Origin of the sequence: Streptomyces prunicolor NBRC 13075, assembly GCF_000367365.1 — a bacterium.
GTDB classification, from domain to species: Bacteria; Actinomycetota; Actinomycetes; order Streptomycetales; family Streptomycetaceae; genus Streptomyces; species Streptomyces prunicolor.
Window position 1 is genome coordinate 177738 of record NZ_BARF01000059.1, and the last position, 19489, is coordinate 197226.

13 protein-coding genes are annotated in these 19489 nt (G+C 68.6%); 3 read left to right on the forward strand and 10 right to left on the reverse strand.

Features of this window, described 5'->3' with window-relative positions; genetic code table 11:
- Positions 1-49: 49 nt before the first annotated feature.
- From SPR02S_RS26940 to SPR02S_RS26970, 7 genes are all read right to left on the reverse strand, one after another.
- Positions 50-1300, reverse strand: coding sequence for an alginate lyase family protein (locus SPR02S_RS26940; protein ID WP_026150892.1), 1251 nt, complete (start codon positions 1298-1300; stop codon positions 50-52).
- A gap of 27 nt (positions 1301-1327) precedes the next feature.
- Positions 1328-4600: an alginate lyase family protein gene (locus tag SPR02S_RS26945; RefSeq protein WP_373283337.1), complete on the reverse strand. Its 3273-nt coding sequence runs from the start codon at positions 4598-4600 to the stop codon at positions 1328-1330.
- Between the two features lie 167 nt (positions 4601-4767).
- Positions 4768-6297 carry a glycosyl hydrolase family 28 protein gene (locus SPR02S_RS26950; RefSeq protein WP_019060125.1) on the reverse strand — a complete coding sequence of 510 codons (1530 nt, stop codon included), beginning with the start codon at positions 6295-6297 and terminating at the stop codon, positions 4768-4770.
- A gap of 57 nt (positions 6298-6354) precedes the next feature.
- Positions 6355-7218, reverse strand: a complete 864-nt coding sequence (locus tag SPR02S_RS26955) for a carbohydrate ABC transporter permease (RefSeq protein ID WP_019060126.1) — start codon at positions 7216-7218, stop codon at positions 6355-6357.
- Positions 7215-8216, reverse strand: coding sequence for a carbohydrate ABC transporter permease (locus tag SPR02S_RS26960; RefSeq protein WP_019060127.1), 1002 nt, complete (start codon positions 8214-8216; stop codon positions 7215-7217). The genes SPR02S_RS26955 and SPR02S_RS26960 overlap by 4 nt, the downstream gene beginning before the upstream one ends.
- Positions 8213-9562, reverse strand: coding sequence for an extracellular solute-binding protein (locus SPR02S_RS26965; RefSeq protein ID WP_026150893.1), 1350 nt, complete (start codon positions 9560-9562; stop codon positions 8213-8215). Before SPR02S_RS26965 ends, SPR02S_RS26960 begins: the two co-directional genes overlap by 4 nt.
- Positions 9563-9787: 225 nt before the next feature.
- On the reverse strand, positions 9788-11605 hold the full coding sequence (locus SPR02S_RS26970; RefSeq protein WP_078623005.1) for an ABC transporter ATP-binding protein: 1818 nt from the start codon (positions 11603-11605) through the stop codon (positions 9788-9790).
- 142 nt (positions 11606-11747) lie between these two features.
- Here SPR02S_RS26970 and SPR02S_RS26975 point away from each other — a divergent pair, with 142 nt between their 5' ends.
- Positions 11748-12776, forward strand: coding sequence for a glycoside hydrolase family 43 protein (locus SPR02S_RS26975; protein ID WP_019060130.1), 1029 nt, complete (start codon positions 11748-11750; stop codon positions 12774-12776).
- 42 nt (positions 12777-12818) lie between these two features.
- Here the strand turns inward: SPR02S_RS26975 and SPR02S_RS26980 are convergent, their stop codons facing one another.
- From SPR02S_RS26980 to SPR02S_RS26990, 3 genes are read right to left on the reverse strand one after another with little or no spacing between them, the layout of a single operon-like run.
- On the reverse strand, positions 12819-13688 hold the full coding sequence (locus SPR02S_RS26980; RefSeq protein ID WP_052347051.1) for a carbohydrate ABC transporter permease: 870 nt from the start codon (positions 13686-13688) through the stop codon (positions 12819-12821).
- 42 nt (positions 13689-13730) lie between these two features.
- On the reverse strand, positions 13731-14726 hold the full coding sequence (locus SPR02S_RS26985) for a carbohydrate ABC transporter permease (protein ID WP_019060132.1): 996 nt from the start codon (positions 14724-14726) through the stop codon (positions 13731-13733).
- Positions 14727-14735: 9 nt separating this feature from the next.
- Entirely contained in the window at positions 14736-16226 is a 1491-nt protein-coding gene (locus SPR02S_RS26990) for an ABC transporter substrate-binding protein (protein WP_019060133.1), read from the reverse strand.
- 259 nt (positions 16227-16485) lie between these two features.
- Between SPR02S_RS26990 and SPR02S_RS26995 the strand changes: the two genes are divergently transcribed.
- Together SPR02S_RS26995 and SPR02S_RS27000 are read left to right on the forward strand one after the other, a co-directional pair.
- Positions 16486-17523, forward strand: coding sequence for a LacI family DNA-binding transcriptional regulator (locus tag SPR02S_RS26995; protein ID WP_019060134.1), 1038 nt, complete (start codon positions 16486-16488; stop codon positions 17521-17523).
- Positions 17520-19481, forward strand: coding sequence for a DUF2264 domain-containing protein (locus SPR02S_RS27000; protein WP_019060135.1), 1962 nt, complete (start codon positions 17520-17522; stop codon positions 19479-19481). Before SPR02S_RS26995 ends, SPR02S_RS27000 begins: the two co-directional genes overlap by 4 nt.
- Positions 19482-19489 lie beyond the last annotated feature (8 nt).

The window sequence follows — 19489 nt, forward strand, 5'->3', positions numbered from 1 at the left end:
GCGTCCACGGGTCGGGCACCGATGCCCGACCCGTGGACGCGCCGTGCTGCTACTTGGCGTACATCAGGGTGCCGAAGCCGAGCTGGTCGTAGCCGCCGCTGTCGGAGCCGTAGTCACCTCCCCCGCCCTCGGGCGCGACGAGGTTGTAGTACATGGCCGAGATGTACTTGTCGTCGAGGCCGATCCGCCGGTTGTAGTGGAAGTGGAGCATCGCCCACACGGGCCGGATCTGGCCGCGCGAGGCGGAGGACACGACCGTCTGGGACGACTGGGCGCAGCTCTGCCCGGTGCCCCAGGTGTAGGTGGTGAAGGGCACGTCGCTGCCGCTGTTGTACTTCGCGACGTACTGGGCGGCCTTCATGAAGCGACGGCTGTCGTACGAGTAGAGGTCGTCGCCCTGGTTCCAGGCCATCTCGCAGATCGCGCCCATCTGGCCCATGCCCAGGACGGTGTGGCCCTGGTCGCGTCCGGACTCCTGCCACTGGCCCAGCGCGTAGCCGTCCGAGTCGGTGTACAGATACGGCACGGTATGCGCGATGGACCCGTTGCCCGCACCGGACTTGAAGTAGCTGACGGCCTGGTCGTACTTGGCGCTGTCCTCGTTGAGGATCGCGATGGCCAGGATCGAGGCCATGTTGCACAGGTCCCAGTTGGCCCAGTAGTTGGTGATGCAGGCGTCGTTGTGGTTGGTCAGGAAGCTGTTGTTGAGCGGGTAGAAGACGTTGGCCAGCATCTGCTGGGCGGCGGCGAGATTGAAGCCGCTGTAGTCCCGCATCAGCTCGCAGGCGTTGGCGAACTGCCAGCCGTAGAGGCCGCCCGCGAGGAACCGGTCGGCGTTGCCGGTGACCGAAGTCAGCGTCGACGACCAGGCGTTGAGGATGTTCGCGGCGCACACGGCGTTCGCCTCGGTGCCGCCGACCTTCCAGCGCAGGGCGTTCTGGTAGGCGGCGGCGATGTCGTTGTAGAGCAGGCTGTAGTTCTGGCCGTCGCCGCCGCGGATGATGGTGGCGGTGGCCCGGTTCGTCCAGGTCGACTGGGAGTGGGAGTTGGCTGTCAGCCTGTTCCAGCCGGACAGCCAGGGGTCGGTTCCCGCCGCGACCCTGACCTTGGCCCGGTTGATGTCTCCGGCGTTGTGGAGCATGCCGGGGTGGGTGAACGTGGCCGGGGCCGCGTGCGCGGCGGTGGCCACGGTGGCGCCGCCGAGGGCGACGGCTGCGGTGAGTCCACCGGCGGTCTTCAACAGACCGCGGCGGCTCAACTCTGTTCTACGGAGGTGCTCGTGGGGGGACGTGCGGCTCATTGCGGTGCATCTCCAATCCATGAAGGATCAGGTGGGCGTGATGCTCACCTCGTCGAACTCGGCGGTGCAGCGGACCAGTTGGCTGCGCGAGCAGCCCACCAGCCCGACGTAGTAGGGGGCGTCACCGAAGCCGGGGATCTCTCCGTCGGCGAGGGGGGTCCAGGTGACACCGTCATCGGTGGACAGCGCCACGCTGAAGGCGGTCCCGACGCGCTTCAGCCGCAGCAGGGCGGGGAGGGTGACAGCGGCTCCGCCGGTGAAGGCGGAGGCACCGGCCACGGTCTTGCGGAGCATGAGCTGGGCACTGGTCCCGCCGGTCACGATCACTCCGGCGGCCTGGTCGAACGGCGACAGCGACTTCGCCATGAGCAGCCCGACCCGGTCGGTGGTCACGCCACTACGGGAGACGATCCGCGCGACGACCTCACAGTCACCGCTGACCGGCCGCCGTACGAACTGCCCTGTCATTCCTTGGCCGTTGGCGTTCAGGTCGACGCCCGCGCCCCGCACGGTGAAGGTGCCGGCGTCGTACGACGTGCTGCCCGGCATGGTGATCGCCACCACGCCCAGCGTCCCGAAGGCACGGTCGTCGAGCACGGTGTCGCCGAGATCGCCGTACGTCCACGGCGATGGCGGCGCGGCGCCGACCGTGAGCGCGAGGGTGCCGGTCGCGGTCCCGGAGGCGTTGGCGGCGGTCGTCGCGACCGTGAACTCGCCTGTCTCCGTGGGGGTTCCGGAGATCAGGCCGGTGCTCCGGTCGATGCGAAGGCCGCCGGGCAGTCCGTCCGCCGTGAACCGTACGGGCTCGTGCGAGGCGCGCGGCAGATACCGGAAGGCCGCGCCCTGGTTGGTGAACGCGGCGGTGGCGGAGGTGAGTTGGGGCTGCGCCGGAGTCGGCATCACGGCCTGCGCCGGTGTCGAACGCGGCCCGCGTCCACCGGCGTTGGTCTTCGCGACCGTGTAGTGGTACGTCGTTCCGGGCGTCCCCGTCGCATCGGTGTACCGGATGCGGGTGCCGAAGCCGACCGGGCCGACGTGGGTGGCGAGGGTCTTGTACGGTCCCCCGGTCCGCGCGGCGCGCAGCACCGTGTACTCGGCGGACAGGCCCGGGTCGGTCCAGGTCAACTCGACTGCGTCGACGCCGGTTTCGGCCCGTAGGTCGGTGGCGGTGCGGGCGGGGCGGGGTACGCACCAGACCGTGCCGGACGAGGAGGTCACGCTGACGTTGTCGAAAGCGCCGGTACCGGCCTCGGCGTAGTCCTCGTCGACGCCGAGGCAGGAGGTGAGGGCGAGGCCCGCGTACACGGTGCGGCCCAACTCGACCTCGGTGGTGCCGACTTCGGTCCAGTGGATGCCGTCCGGGGAGATGGCGCCGGTGCAGCGCGCGCCCTTCCGGGTCACGCGTACCCAGTAGGGCTTCCGCAGCCGGTAGCCGTCGCCCGCGCCCTCGACGTACGGCGCCTCCAGCGGGGTCGCCGACTCGGGAAGGGTGCCGAGGTTGGAGATCGGGAAGGCGGCCGACGTCGTGATCGCCTGCTGCTGGGAGGGCGGTACGGGTGTGCTGCCGGTGGCGGAGATCTGCGCGCCGGTCGACCCGCGTGCCGTCCACACCCCGCTCCACGTGTGCAGCGGCAGGCCCTGGATCAGCATCGAGGCGTGCGCCGCGTTCGCGTCGAGGGACGCTCGGACGGTGACGCCGATCTTGGAGTACTGCGAGCTGAGCGGCCACACGATCCGTGCGGTGACCGTGCCGTCGCCGCGCAGTGGGAGGTGGACGAGGCGGTGGGTGTCGGCCGTGCCGCTCGCCTCCAGGACGAAGCGTTCACCGTCGAAGGCGGCGGAGCCGGGGATCTTCACGGCTCCGACGTCCTGGGTCGACCAGAGGTCGGGGAGACCGGCGGCAGCTGCCGACCATGTCGAACTACCGCTGCTGCCAAGGCTGTTGGAGGCAGCCACCGTGTAGTAGTACGTCCGTCCGGCGTGCACGTTACGGTCCGTGTACGTCGGCTGCCTCACCCCGGACGCGATCTTCTCGTAGCGGCCGTCCACGTCGGTCGCCCGCAGGACCGTGTACGAGTCGGCCCAGGTCGACGGCAGCCAAGTCACCGTCACCGAGCGGTCGTTGCCCACTGCCGTGACACCGGCCGGTGGTGTCGGCACGGTCGGTGAGGGGGCCGTGGCACCGGCGTAGGCGAAGGTGCCCCAGCTCGGCAGGTCGTCGTTGCTGCCCTCGACGATCCGGGTGCCGCCGGTGCCGCGGAAGACGGCGTTCTTCGTGTACGGGGTGTCGAGGCCGCGCACACCGGCGTAATGCGCGTACGCCATCTCGTAGATAGGTGGAAGGCTGCCGCGCGAAGTGGCCGAGACAGCCAGCTTGATGTACTTGCCGGTGCGGTCCAGGTCGGGGACGAAGGGGACGTCACCGCCGAGGTTGTAGCGGGCGGCGTACTCGACGTTGGCGAGGATGCGATTGTCGTCGAAGCCCCAGAGGTCGATGCCCTGGTTCCAGGCGACCTGCGCGGCGTCCGCCAACAGGCCGACCGCGAGCTGTTCGTGACCCTGGTCCCGGCCGCTCTCCTGGCCCTGGCCCGCGTCGGTGACGATGCGGTGGCGGACGCTGCCGTTGCCGGCGCCGGCCGCGGAGAAGCGGAGCGCGTCGTAGAAGAGGGTGGGTTCCTCGCAGAACACACCTATGGCCAGCAGGGATTGAAGGGACGTCAGGTCCCAGTTGCCGTTGGCGTAGAGCATGTAGCAGGACAGGGCCGGGTACCAGACGCGGAGGAAGGAGTCCTCGCAGCGGGCGATGTCGGCGGCGGTCCAGCCGTCGTAGCCGCTGTGGCGGAGGAGTTCGGCGGCGTTGGCGAACTTGAAGGCCTGGAGGCCCGCGCCGAGGGGGCCGTCGGCTCCGGTGATGGCGGTGAGCGAGGCGGCCCACGCGTTGAGGATGTCGCGGGCCTTGTCGGCGTGCGCGGTGTCGCCGGTGACGGACCAGATGAGGGCGTTCTGGTAGGCGGCGGCCGAGTCGGCGACGGCCTGGTTCTGGTAGTTGGCGGGCCCGCGGCCCCAGGTGGTGATCTGGCCGGTGTTCTGTACGGCGTACGACGACGAGGAGCGCGCGTGGGCGGCGAGCGCCAAGTAGCCGTCGTAGACCGGGGATTGCTTGGCGGCGACGGCAGCCTTCATGCGGGCGAGGTCGTCGGCCGTATGCAGCAGCCCGGGGTGGGAGAAGGTCACCTCGGAGTCGTTGCCGGACGCCACCGCCCGGCCGGGCACAAGCAGCCCGCTCGCGCCCGAGGCCAGCAGGAGGGCGGCGGCGCCGCCGAGGAAACCTCGGCGGCTAGGCGAAACCGGACTAGTAGACGCCGGTTCGCCAACCCCCTGAAGGGGCGCGGGGAACGGCGCGACCAGCCACGACGGAGCCGCAGCCAACCGACGGCCCCTCCCCGCCCTTCCAGCGGAGCGCTTCCTCATGACGCGGCAGCCGCCTCGGCCTCGGCGGTGGTGAGGAACTTCAGGTTGGTGACGTGCTCGTTGTAGAACCATTGAATCTCGTCGGTGGTGTAGAACCAGCTCGGCTTCTTCATCGAGTCGGCGACAACCAGCCCATTGATCACCAGGTTCTCGAACGTGACGTTGTTGATGGCGTGTTCGGCGTCGTAGCCGAGGAAGAGGGAGGGATTGGCGCGGGTGCCCGTGTAGCTGAGGTTCTTGACGTACACGTCCTCGATGCCGCGGCCGACCGAGGTGTTGTACTTCGTGTTGTACATGACCTTCATGTAGATGACCTGGCCCCAGCGGAAGTCCTCGATCCGTACGTCCTCGATGCGGACGCTCTTGATCAGGTTGGAGTCGCCGGGGTTGAGGGCGATGCAGCCCTGGTAGTTCATCTGGGGTTCGCGGTGGTCGAGGATGTCGATGTTCTTGATGACGAGGTTCTCGATCGTCTCGGGCGCGTCGGTGTTGCCGTGCGTGCCGACGTTGATCGGGTGGGCGACGTCCGCCCACAGGGTGCAGTTCTTGACGGTGATGTCGCGGGTGTCGCCGTAGTAGTCCCAGCGGTGGCAGTAAATGGCGATGCAGTCATCGGAGTTGCGCATGAAGCAGCCGTCGAAGGTGATCCCGGTCGAGGAGAAGACGTCGAAGCCGTCGCCGTTGCCCTTCGAGCTGAACGCGCGTGCTTTGGTGATGTGGACGTTCTTGCTCTCGCCGAACGTGCCCGCGTATCCGGCCGGGTTGAGGATGATGACGTCCTCGACGCGGATGTTCTTGCTGCCTTCGCAGAGGATGGCGCCGCCGGGGTTGTTGTAGAGCACCCCGTGTCCGATCAGGCGGGACTTTTCCACGTCCTTGAAGTAGACCTGTGCGGTCAGGACGGCGCCGCCCGCGAGGTAGACGGTCTTGCCGCTGGGGACGGTGAGGATGTTGCCGGTGACGGTGTGGACGCCGGGGCCGAAGTAGAGGACGTTCGGGTCGTCGGCGGACGGGGTGTGGTACTCGACGCGGTTGGTGATGAGGTGCAGGGCGTCGAAGGTCTCGTCGTTGATCTGTACGACGACGTCCTTCGGCTCGTCCAGGGTGAACCGCAGGGTGTCGCCGAGGAGTTCGGGCGTGATGCCGTACGAGTCCGGTCTCACCCTGGCCTTGGTGGTGCCGCCCTTGAGGTAGGTCACCTCGATCTCGACCGAGCCGTTGAAGTCGAAGTACACCATCGACGAGTTGTAGACCTTGCCCGACCCGGTGGTGGCGTTGATCTCCTCGAACTGCGGCCGGTAGATGTCGAGGGTCTGCCAGGTGCCGTCGGGGGTGCTGCGGACCCGCACCTGGAAGCTGGTGTTGGTCGGCATGGTCGCCGGACGCGGGTAAGTGACCAGCTTGGGGCGGGAGTTGTGGCCGTCGGAGGCGTGGGCCGCCGTCGCGGTCAGTCCGGAGAGACCGGCGGCGAGCGCGGTGGCGCCGACCGCCTGGAGGGCCGTACGGCGGGACAGGGGTGTGTTCATGGTGCGACTCCTTGCAACAGACGGAAACCTGGGCTTACTTGAGGCCGCTGGTCGGGCCTATTTGAGGCCGCTCGTCGACATCCCGGCGACGAACCCGCGCTGGGCGACGAGGAAGATCAGGAGGATGGGAACGACGTACATCACGGAGGCGGCGGCCTGGAGGTTGGTGTTGGGGGTGCCGGCCGCCGAGACGTAGGTGGTCATCACCGCGACCGCGAGGGTGGAGTGGTCGGTGGAGAGCAGGAGTTGGGGCGCGATGTAGTCGCCCCAGGTCCAGGTGAAGGCGATGACGAAGCTCGCCGAGAGCACCGGCCAGGACTGCGGCAGGAAGATCCGCCAGAAGATCGCGCCGTATCCGCAGCCGTCGACGATGGCCGCCTCCTCCAGCTCGCGGGGCAGGCCCGCGAAGAACTGCCGGAAGAGGAAGACCAGATAGGGGGCGGAGGACAGGCCCCACAGCACCCACGGCCAGTAAGTGTCGACCATGCCGAACTTGGCGAAGATCAGGTAGGTCGGCAGCAGGGTGATCATCTGGGGCAGCATCATCGAGCCGATGAGGATGCCGAACAGCACCTTCTTGCCGGGCGCGGTCAGCCGGGCGAAACCGAAGCCGACCCAGGCGGAGCTGAGGGTGACGAGGGTCGCGTAAATGGTCGCGATGATCAGGGAGTTGCGGGCGTAGCCGAGGAAGTCGATGGCCCTGTAGGCGGCGACGAAGTTGCGCCACTCGAAGTGTGTCGGCAGCCAGTGCACCGGCGCTGCCGCCAGCTCGGCCGGGGCTTTGAGGCCGGTGAGGATCAGCCAGCCGAACGGGCCGAGGAACAGGCCGGTGATGACGACGAGCGCCGTGTAGAGGACGAGCCGGTTGACGCGTATCCGCACGCGGGCCGGGGACTTGGGGTGCACGCTGGTGGCGGTCACTTCTGCGCCTCCGGGTCGACGTTGTAGAACACCACGCCCGAGGTGAACTTGAAGATGAGTCCGGTCGCGATGAGGATCAGGAGGAAGAGCACCCACAGCAGCGCGGAGGCGTAGCCGTAGCGGCCGAGCGCGAAGTACTCCGCGAACACATGGATCATGTAGGTGTAGTTGGACTGCGGGATCGAGGTGAGGCCGCCGGTACCGGCCGTGGGCGCGAGCAGCATCGGCATGATGGTCTGCACCGAGGCGATCACCCCGGTCACGGTCTGGAAGAGCAGCACCGGCGACAGCAGCGGCACGGTGATGCTGCGGAAGGTGCGCCAGGCGCTCGCCCCGTCGATGCGGGCCGCCTCGTGGAGTTCGCGGGGGACGTCCTGGAGCCCCGCCAGCGAGATGATCATGATGTTGCCGGCCGCCCAGAGCACCGTCATGACGAGGACGTAGCGGGCGTAGGGATCGGCCAGCCAGCCGATCGCGTCGAAGCCGAAGAAGGTCAACGCGCCGTTGGCGGCACCGGAGTTCTGGTCGAAGAGGTTCTTGAAGGCGATGCCCGCGCCCACCGGCGGTACCACGGCGGGCAGATAGAGCAGGGTGCGGAAGAGTCCGCGTGCCTTGAGGGGCCGGTTGACGAGGACGGCGAGCGCGAGTCCGGCGATGATCGACAGCGGCACGGAGGTCAGCGCGAACAGGCCGGCCCGGCCCAGGGCGTCCCAGGTGACCGAATCGCCCATCAGCTCGCGGTAGTTGCCGAGGCCGACGTAGTGCCAGTGCGGGGAGATGCCGTCGTAGGTGGTGAAGCTCAGCCACAGCGCGTAGGCCATGGGCGCGATGGTCAGCAGCGAGAAGCCGATGATCCACGGCGAGGCGAACATGTAGAACGCGCGGTGCTTGCGGGTCGTCATGGACGGCCCGGTGCGCGCGGTGGACCGGGTCCGGCCGGTCTTCGCGGTCGGGCGCGGCCGTCCGACGGCCGGCGAGGATGCCTGATCGACCGTCATCCCACCTGCTCCTTCCCGCGTTTGATCTGCTGGTTGATGACCGAGTTGAGGCGTCCGGCGAGCCGGTCGACGGACATCTCGCCGTGCATCGCGGGCGTGGCGGCCTGGTTGAAGAGGGACTCGAAGCCGTCGCCCGAGATGTACGGGGAGACGGCGACCACCGAGAAGTGCTTCAGCTCGTTCCGCTGTGCGCTCAACGTCCGTTTCTGGAAGTCCTCCTGATGGGGCATCAGGGATCGCAGGGACTTCAGGCTGGGGATGCCCCAGCCGCTGGAGGCGCGGGCCTTGGCCGGTGCCTCGCCGAAGAACCATTCGAAGACCCGCCAGGCGGCGTCCTTGTTCCTCGCCTTGCGGGGCATCCACATGCCGGTGCCGCCCTGGCAGGCGCTGATCCGGGGGCCACCCGCGAAGACGGGAGCGGGGGCGAGCCGGGAGACCTCGGCCAGTTTCTTGTCGGCGCCGATCATGCCGCCCATCCAGTAGCCGTTGTTGGACATGGCCATGCGGCCGGCCTGGTAGGTGGGGCCGTCCCAGCCGTTGGGGTCGGGCAGGACGGGGCTGGGGCCGACCTTGAGCCGGCAGTAGTCCAGGTACCAGGCCAGCACCTTGCGGGCCTCGGGGGTGGTGAAGTCGACCCTGGTGAAGTCGTCGGCGAAGAGGCTGCCGCCGGCGGAGGCGGTCATGGTCGCCATGAGCGTGAGTTTGACCAGGCCGTTGTAGCTGCCGCCGAAGACGGTCGTCTGGCCCTTCGAACGCTGTACGAGGTGCTGGGCATGGTCCAGCCACTCCTCGAAGGTGATGGGTTCGGTCTCCGACGGGTAGGCGACGTGCTTCTTGTCGAAGGCCGCGGTGTTGTACCAGTACATGGAGTCCTGGGAGAAGTCCTTGGCCAGGCCGTAGCGGGGGCCCTTGCCCTGGACCTTGCCGTCGTAGCGCCACAGGTCGTTGACGGGGTCGAGGTCGTCGGGCCGCAGAACGCTGCTGGTGGCGAAGTAGGAGTCCAGTTCCTGCATCACGTCCCGCGCGGCGTAGAACGTGGCGTCCACGGCGCCGACCCCGCGCACCAGGTCCGGCGGGCTGCCGCTGGTGAGCATCGCGATCAGCTTGGTGATGTCGTAGTCCACCCGCTTGATCGAGATACCGGTGTCCTTCTTGGCCTGCTTGACCAGGTCGGGGCCGAGGTCGTCGGCCTTCGCCATCACCGTGATGGTCTCGCCCGCTCCGCTCACCCCGGTCGACACCTGGAGGGCGCAGCCGTTCAGCGCCGCCGCGCCGACCCCCGCACCGGTCGCCGAGAGGGCGAGAAATCGTCGGCGACTCAGAGGCGCACCAGCACGTGGGTGCATGACCGCACCACCTCCAATAGAAACCGGTTGTCACGCGTTGGGGCAGAGCTTCTTCCGGCTTGGAAACGGCGTCAAGACCTTGGGCGAACTTTCGAAAAGACTGGGTAACCTCGACGAGACGGCACTGGAACGTGGTCGACTAGAAACCGGTTGTCCACCAGGTATGGCCGAAGACCCGGGAGCCCGATGGTTCAAGTCCCGGGACTTCGGCCGGTGTTCGGGCTGTCAGTGCAGGTCGGCGGCCTGCTCGGGGCTCTCGTCGAGGAACCCGCCCGACTGGTGCTGCCACAGCTTCGCGTAAGCGCCCTCGGCCGCCAACAGCTCCTGGTGCGTGCCCTGTTCGACGATCCGGCCGCGGTCGAGGACGACCAGCCGGTCCATGCCGGCGACGGTGCTCAGCCGGTGGGCGACGACGAGTGCGGTCCGGCCCTCCATGAGCCGCCACAGCGCTTCCTGGACGAGGATCTCGCTCTCGGAGTCGAGGGCGCTGGTGGCCTCGTCGAGCAGCAGGATCGGGGCGTCGCGCAGGATCGCCCGGGCGAGCGCGACGCGTTGGCGCTGGCCACCGGAGAGCTTGATCCCGCGCTCCCCCACCATCGTCTCGAAGCCTTCCGGCAGCGCGTCGGCGAACTCGGTGACGTGCGCCGCCTCGGCGGCCCGGCGGACCTCGGCCTCGGTGGCGTCGGGCCGGGCGAAGGTGAGGTTCTCGCGCAGGGTGCGGTGGAACATCGCCGGGTCCTGCGGTACGTAGGCGATCAGGCTGCGCAGGTCGGTCTGGCGGAGCCTGCTGATGTCCTGGCCGCCGATCAGGATGCGGCCGGCGTCGATGTCCGTCATCCGCAGCAGGAGTCTGCTGAGGGTGGTCTTGCCGCCGCCGGACCGGCCGACGAGGCCGATCTTCGTGCCGCTGGGCACGGTCAGGTCGAGTCCGTCGAAGAGGGTGTCGGCGCCCGAGTGGGCGAAGGTGACGTTCTCGAAGCGGACGGACGCGGGCCGGGGCAGCAACGGCTCCGGCGAGGCCGGGTCGACGACGGTGGGCGGAGCCATCAACAGCTCGGTGAACTGGGCGGCTTCGGTCATCGAGCTTTCCAGCCGCCGGTAGATCTGGTTGAACTCGAACATGATCCGGGTCGCGTTGCTGTAGTACGTGAAGGCGACAACCACCGCCTCCACGCCGTGTGTTCCTCCGCCGAGTGCGACGGCGAGCAGCAGGCCCAGCGCGTTGGTGAACACGGAGAGTGGTGCGACCAGGGTGTCGATGCGCAGGTTGCCGTAGTCCCAGGAGCGCAGGGTGAGGCGCCTCGACAGTGCGACGCGGGAGCGGTGTTCGGCGGCCTCGCGTTCCTCGGCGGCGAACGCGCGGACCGTGTCCATGTTCATCAGGCTGTCGGCGACATGGCCGGACACCCGGGCGATGGCCTCCTCGCGCTCGTCGACGAGTGCCTGGCGGCGCCGGATGAGGGGCGCGACGACCAGGGCGGTGAGCGCGATCATCGCCAACAGGCCTACGACGAGCAGCGGTTCGTAGCGCCACAGCACGACCGAGCCGAACAGCAGCGGCACCAGGCTGCCCACCACCTGGAACGTCATCGTGTCGACGAACTCCTCGAAGCGCGAGGCGAAGCTCAACACCCGCTTGGTGAGCGACCCGGCGAAGTTGTCGTGGAAGAACGCGGCGTCCTTGGCGAAGAGTTCGTCCATGCCGATCACATACAGGTGCTCGATACCGAGCGCGTCCAGCCGGTTCAGACAGTGCAGTCCGAGGCGCCAGAACACCTCGGCGAGCAGGAGGACACCGGCGAATCCGAGGACGTACGGCAGTGTCGAGCGGACGCTGATGTGCGCGTCTCCGGCGATACGGCCGACGAGCTTGGCGACGATCAGCGGCGCGATGTAGTTGATGCCGATGTTGCCCACCGCGGGCAGCAGTGTGGCGGGCGCGGTCCAGCGGCGGAGCCGGGCCAATTCCCGTCCGTAGTAACGAAGAGCGAGTAACACCGAGCCTTTGCGCGGTCCGGTGTCGCGCGATTCTGGCGATCCCATTCCCACCCCGTGGTGTCGACGGCAGCCCGGTGAAAGGGCAGGCCGGAAGTGGCAGTGTCCCGCGTCGACACCCGCGTGGTCCAAGCGTTTTTCCCTCAACAGCTGTGATGCGCACGGGGTTTGCGGGCCCTACGGTGACACTATGGCGACCGATCCCGTGAGCGAGCCGATGCGGCTTGCCGACATGCCGTTGCACGATCCGTTCGTCGTGGCCGACGACGCGACCCGCACCTATCACCTCTACACGTCCAACGACCCGTCCGTCTCAGGCGTGCAGGGTGTCGGCACGATGGTCTACCGCAGTCGTGACCTGCGCGACTGGGCGCGTCCGGTGGTGGTGTTCCTTGCGGCGGAGCAGCCCAACCTCTGGGCAGGGGACGGCGGTTGGGCGCCGGAGGTGCACGCTTGGGACGGCAGGTACTACCTGTTCACCACACTGCACGACGAGAAGAGCCCGCTCCCGGTGCCCTCAACTGGCCGCTGGGGCACGCCGTTCCAGCTCGCGAACCACCGGCGCGGCACGATCACGGCCGTGTCCGAATCCCTGCTGGGCCCCTTCACTTCGGTCGACCCCGCGCGCCCCACCCCGCCCGAGCACCTCATGACCCTGGACGGCACGCTGTTCGTCGACCCGTCCGGGCAGCCGTGGATGGTGTACGCGCACGAGTGGTTGCAGACCGTCGACGGCACGATGGAGGCGATCCGGCTGACCCCGGACCTGACCGGGACGATCGGCGACCCGGTCTTTCTCTTCAAGGCCTCGGACGCGCCCTGGATCGGCGAGGAGATCCCCGCCGGTGTACCGCACCAACTCCCGCCCTACGTCACGGACGGCCCGCAGTTGTACCGCACCCCGGACGGGTCGCTGCTCATGCTGTGGTCGACGTACGAGAAGAACGTGGTCGGCGCGGACGGCAGCCTCACCGGTGGCTACGTGCAGACCTACGCGGTCTCCAAGTCCGGGGAGATCAAGGGTCCTTGGCGGCAGCAGCGACCGCTGGTCCGGAACGACAGCGGTCACGGCATGCTGTTCCACACGTTCGAGGGCCGGTTGATGATGATCCTGCACCGGCCGTTCGAGAACGCGCGCGGCAAGCTGTACGAGATGGAGATCGTCGGTGACGAACTGCGGGTACTGCGGCAGCGGAAGGACCTTGACGGCGGCGGATGATCCGTCGGCCGCTGCCCTCAACTCCTCGACGGCCGCTCCTCGTTACTGCTTGACCGCGCCCGCCAGCCCGTTGATGAAGAACCGCTGGAGCACGATGAAGATCAGGACGATGGGCAGCAGGGTGATGACCGACCCCGCGCACACCAGGGTCCACGCGGTGGAGTTCTGGCCGATGAAGTTGAACATGCCCACGGACAGGGTGTGCAGTTCGGGGCGGGAGAGGGTGAAGACCAGCGGGATGAAGAAGCTGTTCCAGGCGTTGATGCAGGCGAACAGGCCGACGGTCGCCAGCATCGGTCCGGACAGCGGGAGCATGATCCGCCAGAAGATCTGGTGGAAGTTGGCCCCGTCCACGCGGGCCGCGTCCTCCAACCCCCGGTCGATCGTCGTGAAGTAGCCCATGAAGAGGAAGGTGCCGAAGACCATCCCGCCCGCCGACTGGACGATGACCACCGACCAGAGGGTGTTGAGGAGATGGAGCCGCTGGATCAGGTCGAAGACCGGGATGATCGTGTAGCCGTGCGGCAGGAACAGCGTTACCCCGACCAGGCCCAGCCAGATCTTCTTGCCGGGGAACTCGGTGCGGGCCAGGACGTAGCCGGCCATCGAGGTGGCGAGCAGGGTGACGATGACCGTACCGGTCGCGAACAGGACCGTGTTGACGAAGAACCGGCTGAAGTCCGCCTGGGTCCAGGCTTCGCTGTAGTTGGACCAGTGGAACTCGGACGGGATCGGGTTCAGCCCGCCGGAGAAGAAGCCGTCGGTGCTCTTCAGTGAGCTGCCGAGCGCCCACAGGAACGGGTAGAGCCAGATGAGGCCGCCACCGAGCAGCGCGAGATAGAGCAGTCCGCGCCGGCCCTGGCGCAGGCTCAACCGCGTTCGCGGGCGCGGACGTTGGGACAGTGTGGACATCGACGTGACCCTTTGCTGGTTGGCGGCCGTTGATCGGCTGGCTTATTGGTCGGCGGCCGCGCGCCGGCGGCTGATCCCGCGCAGGGCGAGGACCTGGAGCGCGGAGAAGACTATGAGCAGCAGCCCGTAGAGGAACGAGGCGGCGGAGGCCAGGCCGATGTCGGGCTCGGCGGCGGCGCCGGCGGAGCCGCCGAAGGCCAGGTGGTAGATGTAGGTGTTGACGACCTCGGTGGCGAAGTACGGGCCGCCGCCGGTGAGGACCTGTACCAGGTCGAAGACCTGGAAGCTGCCGATGAAGGCCAACACCACGATGACGACGCCGACTTGGCGCAGCAACGGGATGGTGATCCGGAAGAAGGACTGCACCGGGCCGCAGCCGTCGAGCTTCGCCGCTTCGTACAACTCGGCCGGGATGGTCTGGAGTCCGGCGAGGAAGTACACGAGGTTGTAGCCGAGGGTGTGCCAGATGCCGATCGCGATGATCACGGCCAGCGCGGTGTGCGGGTTGCCGAGCCAGTCGATGTGGCCGTTGGTCATGCCGGTCTTGGCGAGCAGACTGCCCGCGGAATCACCGAAGTTGGCGAGCATGAGCTGGATGACGACGCCGACGACCGCGGCCGAGGTGACGACCGGGATGAAGTAGACGGTCCGGAAGAACAGCGCGAACTTGAGCTTCGGGTTGTTCAGCACCAGCGCGAGCGCCAACGCCAGAAGCAGCTGCACCGGGACGAGCACGAAGGCGTAGACGAAGGTGTGCCCGACGGCGCCCCAGAAGATGCTGTCGTGCAGGATCTGCCGGAAGTTGGCCAGGCCCACGTAGTCACCGGGTGCGCCGATGCCGTTCCAGCGGTAGAAGGTGTAGCCGAAGGACGCGAAGATCGGGTAGACCACAAAGGCCAGCAGGAGCACGGCCATCGGGGCGAGATAGAGGTACGACCACTTGGCGGCGCGGATGCGCTGGCCGAGGCCGGGGTGGGCGGCGGCGCGTGGTGGGGTCGGGGACGCTCGCTTGCGCTCGCGGGTGTCGAGGAGTGACATGGTGACGGCTCACGCCTTCTTCTTCGTGGTGTACGGCTTGGTGGGGTCCCAGTCCGCGAAGACGTAGTCGGACATGCTGACCTTCTTGCCCTGCTTGGCCACGGCGGCGACCGCGTCGGACAGGAGCTGGTACTTCTTGTCGGCCAGGCTGCTCAACGCGCCCTGGACGTCCTTGATCTGACCGGTGTAGACGCCGGTGACCACATCGCTGATGTCCGGCTTGGGGACGCTGGGCGCGACGCCGGCCAGCTCCGGGTTGCGTACGAGGGGTACCGGGCCGCTCAGCACCTGCTCGGTCATGCCGATGAAGGCGGCGAAGGGCTTGGAGTCGATGCCGTCCGGGTTGTTGTTCGCGGGGTGGGCCGAGACGCCGTTGAGGTCCTCGACCCAGCGGCGCCCGGCGGCGGGGGACGTCAGCGCGTCGAGCCACTGGAACGCCTCGTGCGCCTTCTTGCTCTTGGCGGAGACCGCGGCGAAGGTGCCGTTGCCGACCGGGTCGGCGTAGTAGTAGCCCTTCGGTGTCGCGGTCGGCGAGGGCAGGGTGACCAGGCTGTAGTCGGTGAACTTGTGCTGGGTCCACTCGGGTTGGTTCCACACACCGCCGACGGTCATGCCGAACTTGCCGCGCTCGAAGAACGCGCGGGCCGCTTCGTCGGACAGGCTCACGGAGTTGGGGTGGAAGAAGCCGCGCTTCTTCCATTCGACGAACAGCTCCAGGAAGTCGGCGTACGCCCGGTCGGTGCCGAACGTCCACTTGCCGACGCGGTAGTCCATGCCGGTGCCGGGCACGGTGGGGGCGCCGCCGGGTGCGCCGGCGCCGCGGACGAACAGGTCCAGCCACCAGGCGAGGACGCCGATGCCGTCGGCGTTGCCGAAGCCGAAGCCGTACGACTTGCCGCCGCTCTTCTTCGTGATCGTCTGGGCGGCGCTGGTGACTTCGTCCCAGGTGCGGGGCAGCTTCACGCTCCCGTCCGGGTTCGTCAGGCCGGCGGACTTGAAGACGCCGTGGTGGACGTAGAGCTGGAGCTGCGGACCCGAGCCCTTGAGCGGGGCCGAATAGACCTTGCCGCCAAAGACGTTGGCGCCTTCCAGGAAGGTGCCCTCCGGGAAACGCGCCTGCCATGCCGGGGTCGCCCACTCGTCGAGCGGGTGCAGCCAGCCCTTGGCGACCTGCTCGGCGACGCTGGGGACCTGCGGGATCATGAAGACGTCCGGCGGGTTGCCGCTGCGGTTGGCGAGCGCGACCAAGTCCGGGTACTTGGCGTTCTGTTGGGTGGTCTTCTTGACGCTGACGTCGCTGTGGGCCTTCTCGAAGAGCTCGATCTCCTTGTCCACCCAAGGGGCTTGGGTGACGTACCAGTCCCAGTAGGTGAGCGCGTCCGCCGCCGAGGAGGGGGAGCCGGAGCCGCACGCGCTCAGGCCGCCGCCCAGGGCGAGGGTGCCGGCGCCGAGTGCGGCGGTGCGCAGGAGGCCGCGTCTGGAGACGTTCGACGAAGTCATCTGGTGTTCCTCCGAGGCATGTAACGTTCACTTAACCGGTTACAGGAACTGGGACGTTATGGGGGCGACTCACAGCCGTCAAGAGGTTTGACAATGCTGGGGAAACTCCGACAGGTAGCTGCACCCGGGCCGTAGAGAAACCCTCGCCAGTTGTGTAACTTTTTCATCGTTGTTACTTACATCGGCTGTTCACCGGGGCGAGGAGAAGCAGAGCATGGCTCAAGGTCGGGGTTCCGCAGGTCGGGCGACGATCCGTGACGTGGCGTCGCGCGCGGGCGTTTCCGTCGCCACCGTGTCGCGGATTCTCAGCGGGGCGTACACCGCACCTCCGGCGACGCACGACCGGGTCATGCAGGCCGTGCAGGACCTCGACTACGTGGTCAACGCCAACGCCCGCTCCCTGAACACGACTTCGGGACTGATCGCGATGGTGGTCAACGACATCACCTCGCCGTTCTTCATGAACGTCGCCTCCGGAGTGGAGGAGCAGGCCGTCGCCGACGGCCGGGTCTGCCTGGTCTGTTCCACGCAGGGTGTCCCGGAGCGCGAGTTGTCGGTGATCGAGCTGATGCGTCAGCGGGGTGCGGAGGCGATCATCCTGGTCGGCGGCATGGCCGAGACCGAGGAGCATCTCGCCCAACTCACCGCCGCCGCCGAGGGGTTGGAGCGGGCAGGTTCCCGTCTGGTGCTCTGCGCCCGGCCGTGGAAGGGCGGCGCGAAGGCGCCGGTGGACGTGGTGGAGTGCGACATGGAGAGCGGCGCGTTCGCCGCCACCAGCCATCTGCTCTCCGCCGGGCACACCCGGGTGGCCCACCTGGCGGGCCCGCACGAGTTCAGCGTGGCGGGCCAGCGCCTCGAAGGGTACGAACGGGCGCTGCGCGCACACGGCGTCAAGCCCGACCCGGCGCTCGTCGCCGAGAGCGACATGACCCGGGAGTCCGGCTACGAGGCGGCCTGCCGTCTCCTCACCGACACCGACGCGACCGCGATCTTCTGCGCGAGCGACATGAGCGCGGCCGGTGCCATCGCCGCCGCCCGCGACCTGGGCCGCTCGGTCCCCGACGAGCTCTCCGTGGTCGGCTTCGACGACATCCCGCTCGCCGAGGACCTCTACCCCCGGCTGACCACCGTGCACGTCCCCCAGCAGGAGCTCGGCCGCTCCGCGACCCGGCTCGCCCTGCACCGCCGCCCCATGGACCCGCCGAGCCGCCGGGTGGTGCTCGGCTCGCACGTCGTCGTACGGCAGTCGGTGGCGCCCCCGGCCCGCCTCAACACCCTTGGAAAGGTGGACAGTTGATACCGGAGGACCGGCTCCTCTCCCCGTACACCGGCTGGACGCGCACACACTGGGAGGCGCTGGCCGACGCGCAGTTGACCGCCGTCCGCCCGTACGCCACCGACCGGCACGCCCTGCTCCACCTCCCCGGCCCCGCCAGCCGCAACGGCCGGCACAGCGACGGCCTCGAAGGCTTCGCGCGCACCTTCCTCCTCGCCGGCTTCCGCCTGGCCCAGTCCGGCGACAACGACCCGTACGACCACGCCAGTTGGTACGCCGAGGGCCTGACCGCCGGCACCGACCCGCACTCCCCGGACCACTGGCCGAGCATGCGCGAGTGCGGGCAGGCCAAGGTGGAGTGCGCGTCGGTGGCGATCGCGCTGCACGAGACCCGGCCCTGGATCTGGGACCGGCTGGACGACGCCGTACGGCAACGGATCGTCGCCTGGATGACGGACCTGCTCGGCAGTGAGGTCCCCGACAACAACTGGGTCTGGTTCAGGGCGATCACATCGGCGTTCCTGCGCTCGGTCGGCGCCCCGTGGAGCGCGCCCGACATCGACCACGCGATCGCGCGCACCGAGTCCTGGTACGCGGGCGAGGGCTGGTACTCCGACGGAGGCGGCACCGGCGGCCCGTTGCGCCACTTCGACCACTACTCGGGCTGGGCCATGCACTACTACCCACTCTGGTACTGCCGCATCTCCGGCGCCGACGCCGACCCCGCCCTCCTCCCCCGCTACCGGGCCCGGCTGCGCCGCTACTTGGACGATGCCCAGCACCTGGTGGCGGCCGACGGCGCCCCGCTGTACCAGGGCCGCTCCCTCACGTACCGCTACGCGACGCTCTGCCCGCTGTGGGCGGGCGCCGTCTTCGACGCCACTCCCCTGCCGGCGGGCCGTACCCGCCGCCTCGCGAGCGGAGTCCTACGGCACTTCACCGACGCCGGCTGCTTCGACGAGCGCGGGCTCCAACCACTGGGCTGGCACGGGGAGTTCACCGCCATCCGGCAGCCGTACTCGGGGCCCGGCTCGCCGTACTGGTCGAGCAAGGGCTTCGCCGGGCTGGTGCTGTCGCCCCAGCATCCGGTCTGGTCGGAGAAGGAGGAGGCGTCGCCGATCGAAACCCGGGACGTACGGCGGACGTTGACCGCCCCGGGGTGGCTGGTCTCCGGCACGGCGGCGGACGGGATCCTACGCGTCGTCAACCACGGCAGCGACCACGCCTTCGGTGACGGCACCGCCCCCGAGGCGGACGATCCGGTGTACAGCCGCCTCGCCTATGCCTCCCACGCCGCGCCCGACAGCACGGAGGCGAACCTGAACGACCCGCTCGACTCGCACATCGCGCTGCTCGACGCCGACGAACGGCCGTCCCACCGGCGCCCGTTGACCCGCCTGCACGTCGGCGTGCGCACGGCCGTCTCCCGCCATCGCGCGCACTGGCCGGTCGGCCCGGTGCCCGCCCCGTACGCCCACGATCCCGCGCCCGAGTTCCGTACAGGTCCATGGATCACGACGGCGTCCCTGCTGAACGGCCCGCTGGAGGTGCGCCTCACGCGCGTCGACGGCTCGGTCCAGGAACCGCTGCGGTTGCGCCTCGGCGGCTACTGTCTGGCCGCCGCCGAACCGCCGAGCATGCACCTGGAGCCGCAGCCGGCCGCATGGACGCGCAGCCCGACCGGCCTGTCCAGCACGGTGGTTGGACTGCGCGGTTTCGACGAGGCGGGCGTCGCCACCGCACGCGACGCCAACGCCTTCGGGTCGCACTCGGCGACACCCTGGCTCGCCACCACGGCGGAGGTCCAACTGGGCACGGTCTACGCCGCGTTGGTCTGTCTCTCCGGGGTGGTCGAGGGGCCGGGTGCCGCCGAAGCCGTACGACTTGAGGTCTGTTACGACGGTGACGGCACCGCCCTCGCGTCTGTCAGCTGGCCAGACGGCACCCAGGACAATGTCCGTCTGGAGCCGCCGAGTTGATGAGCGGG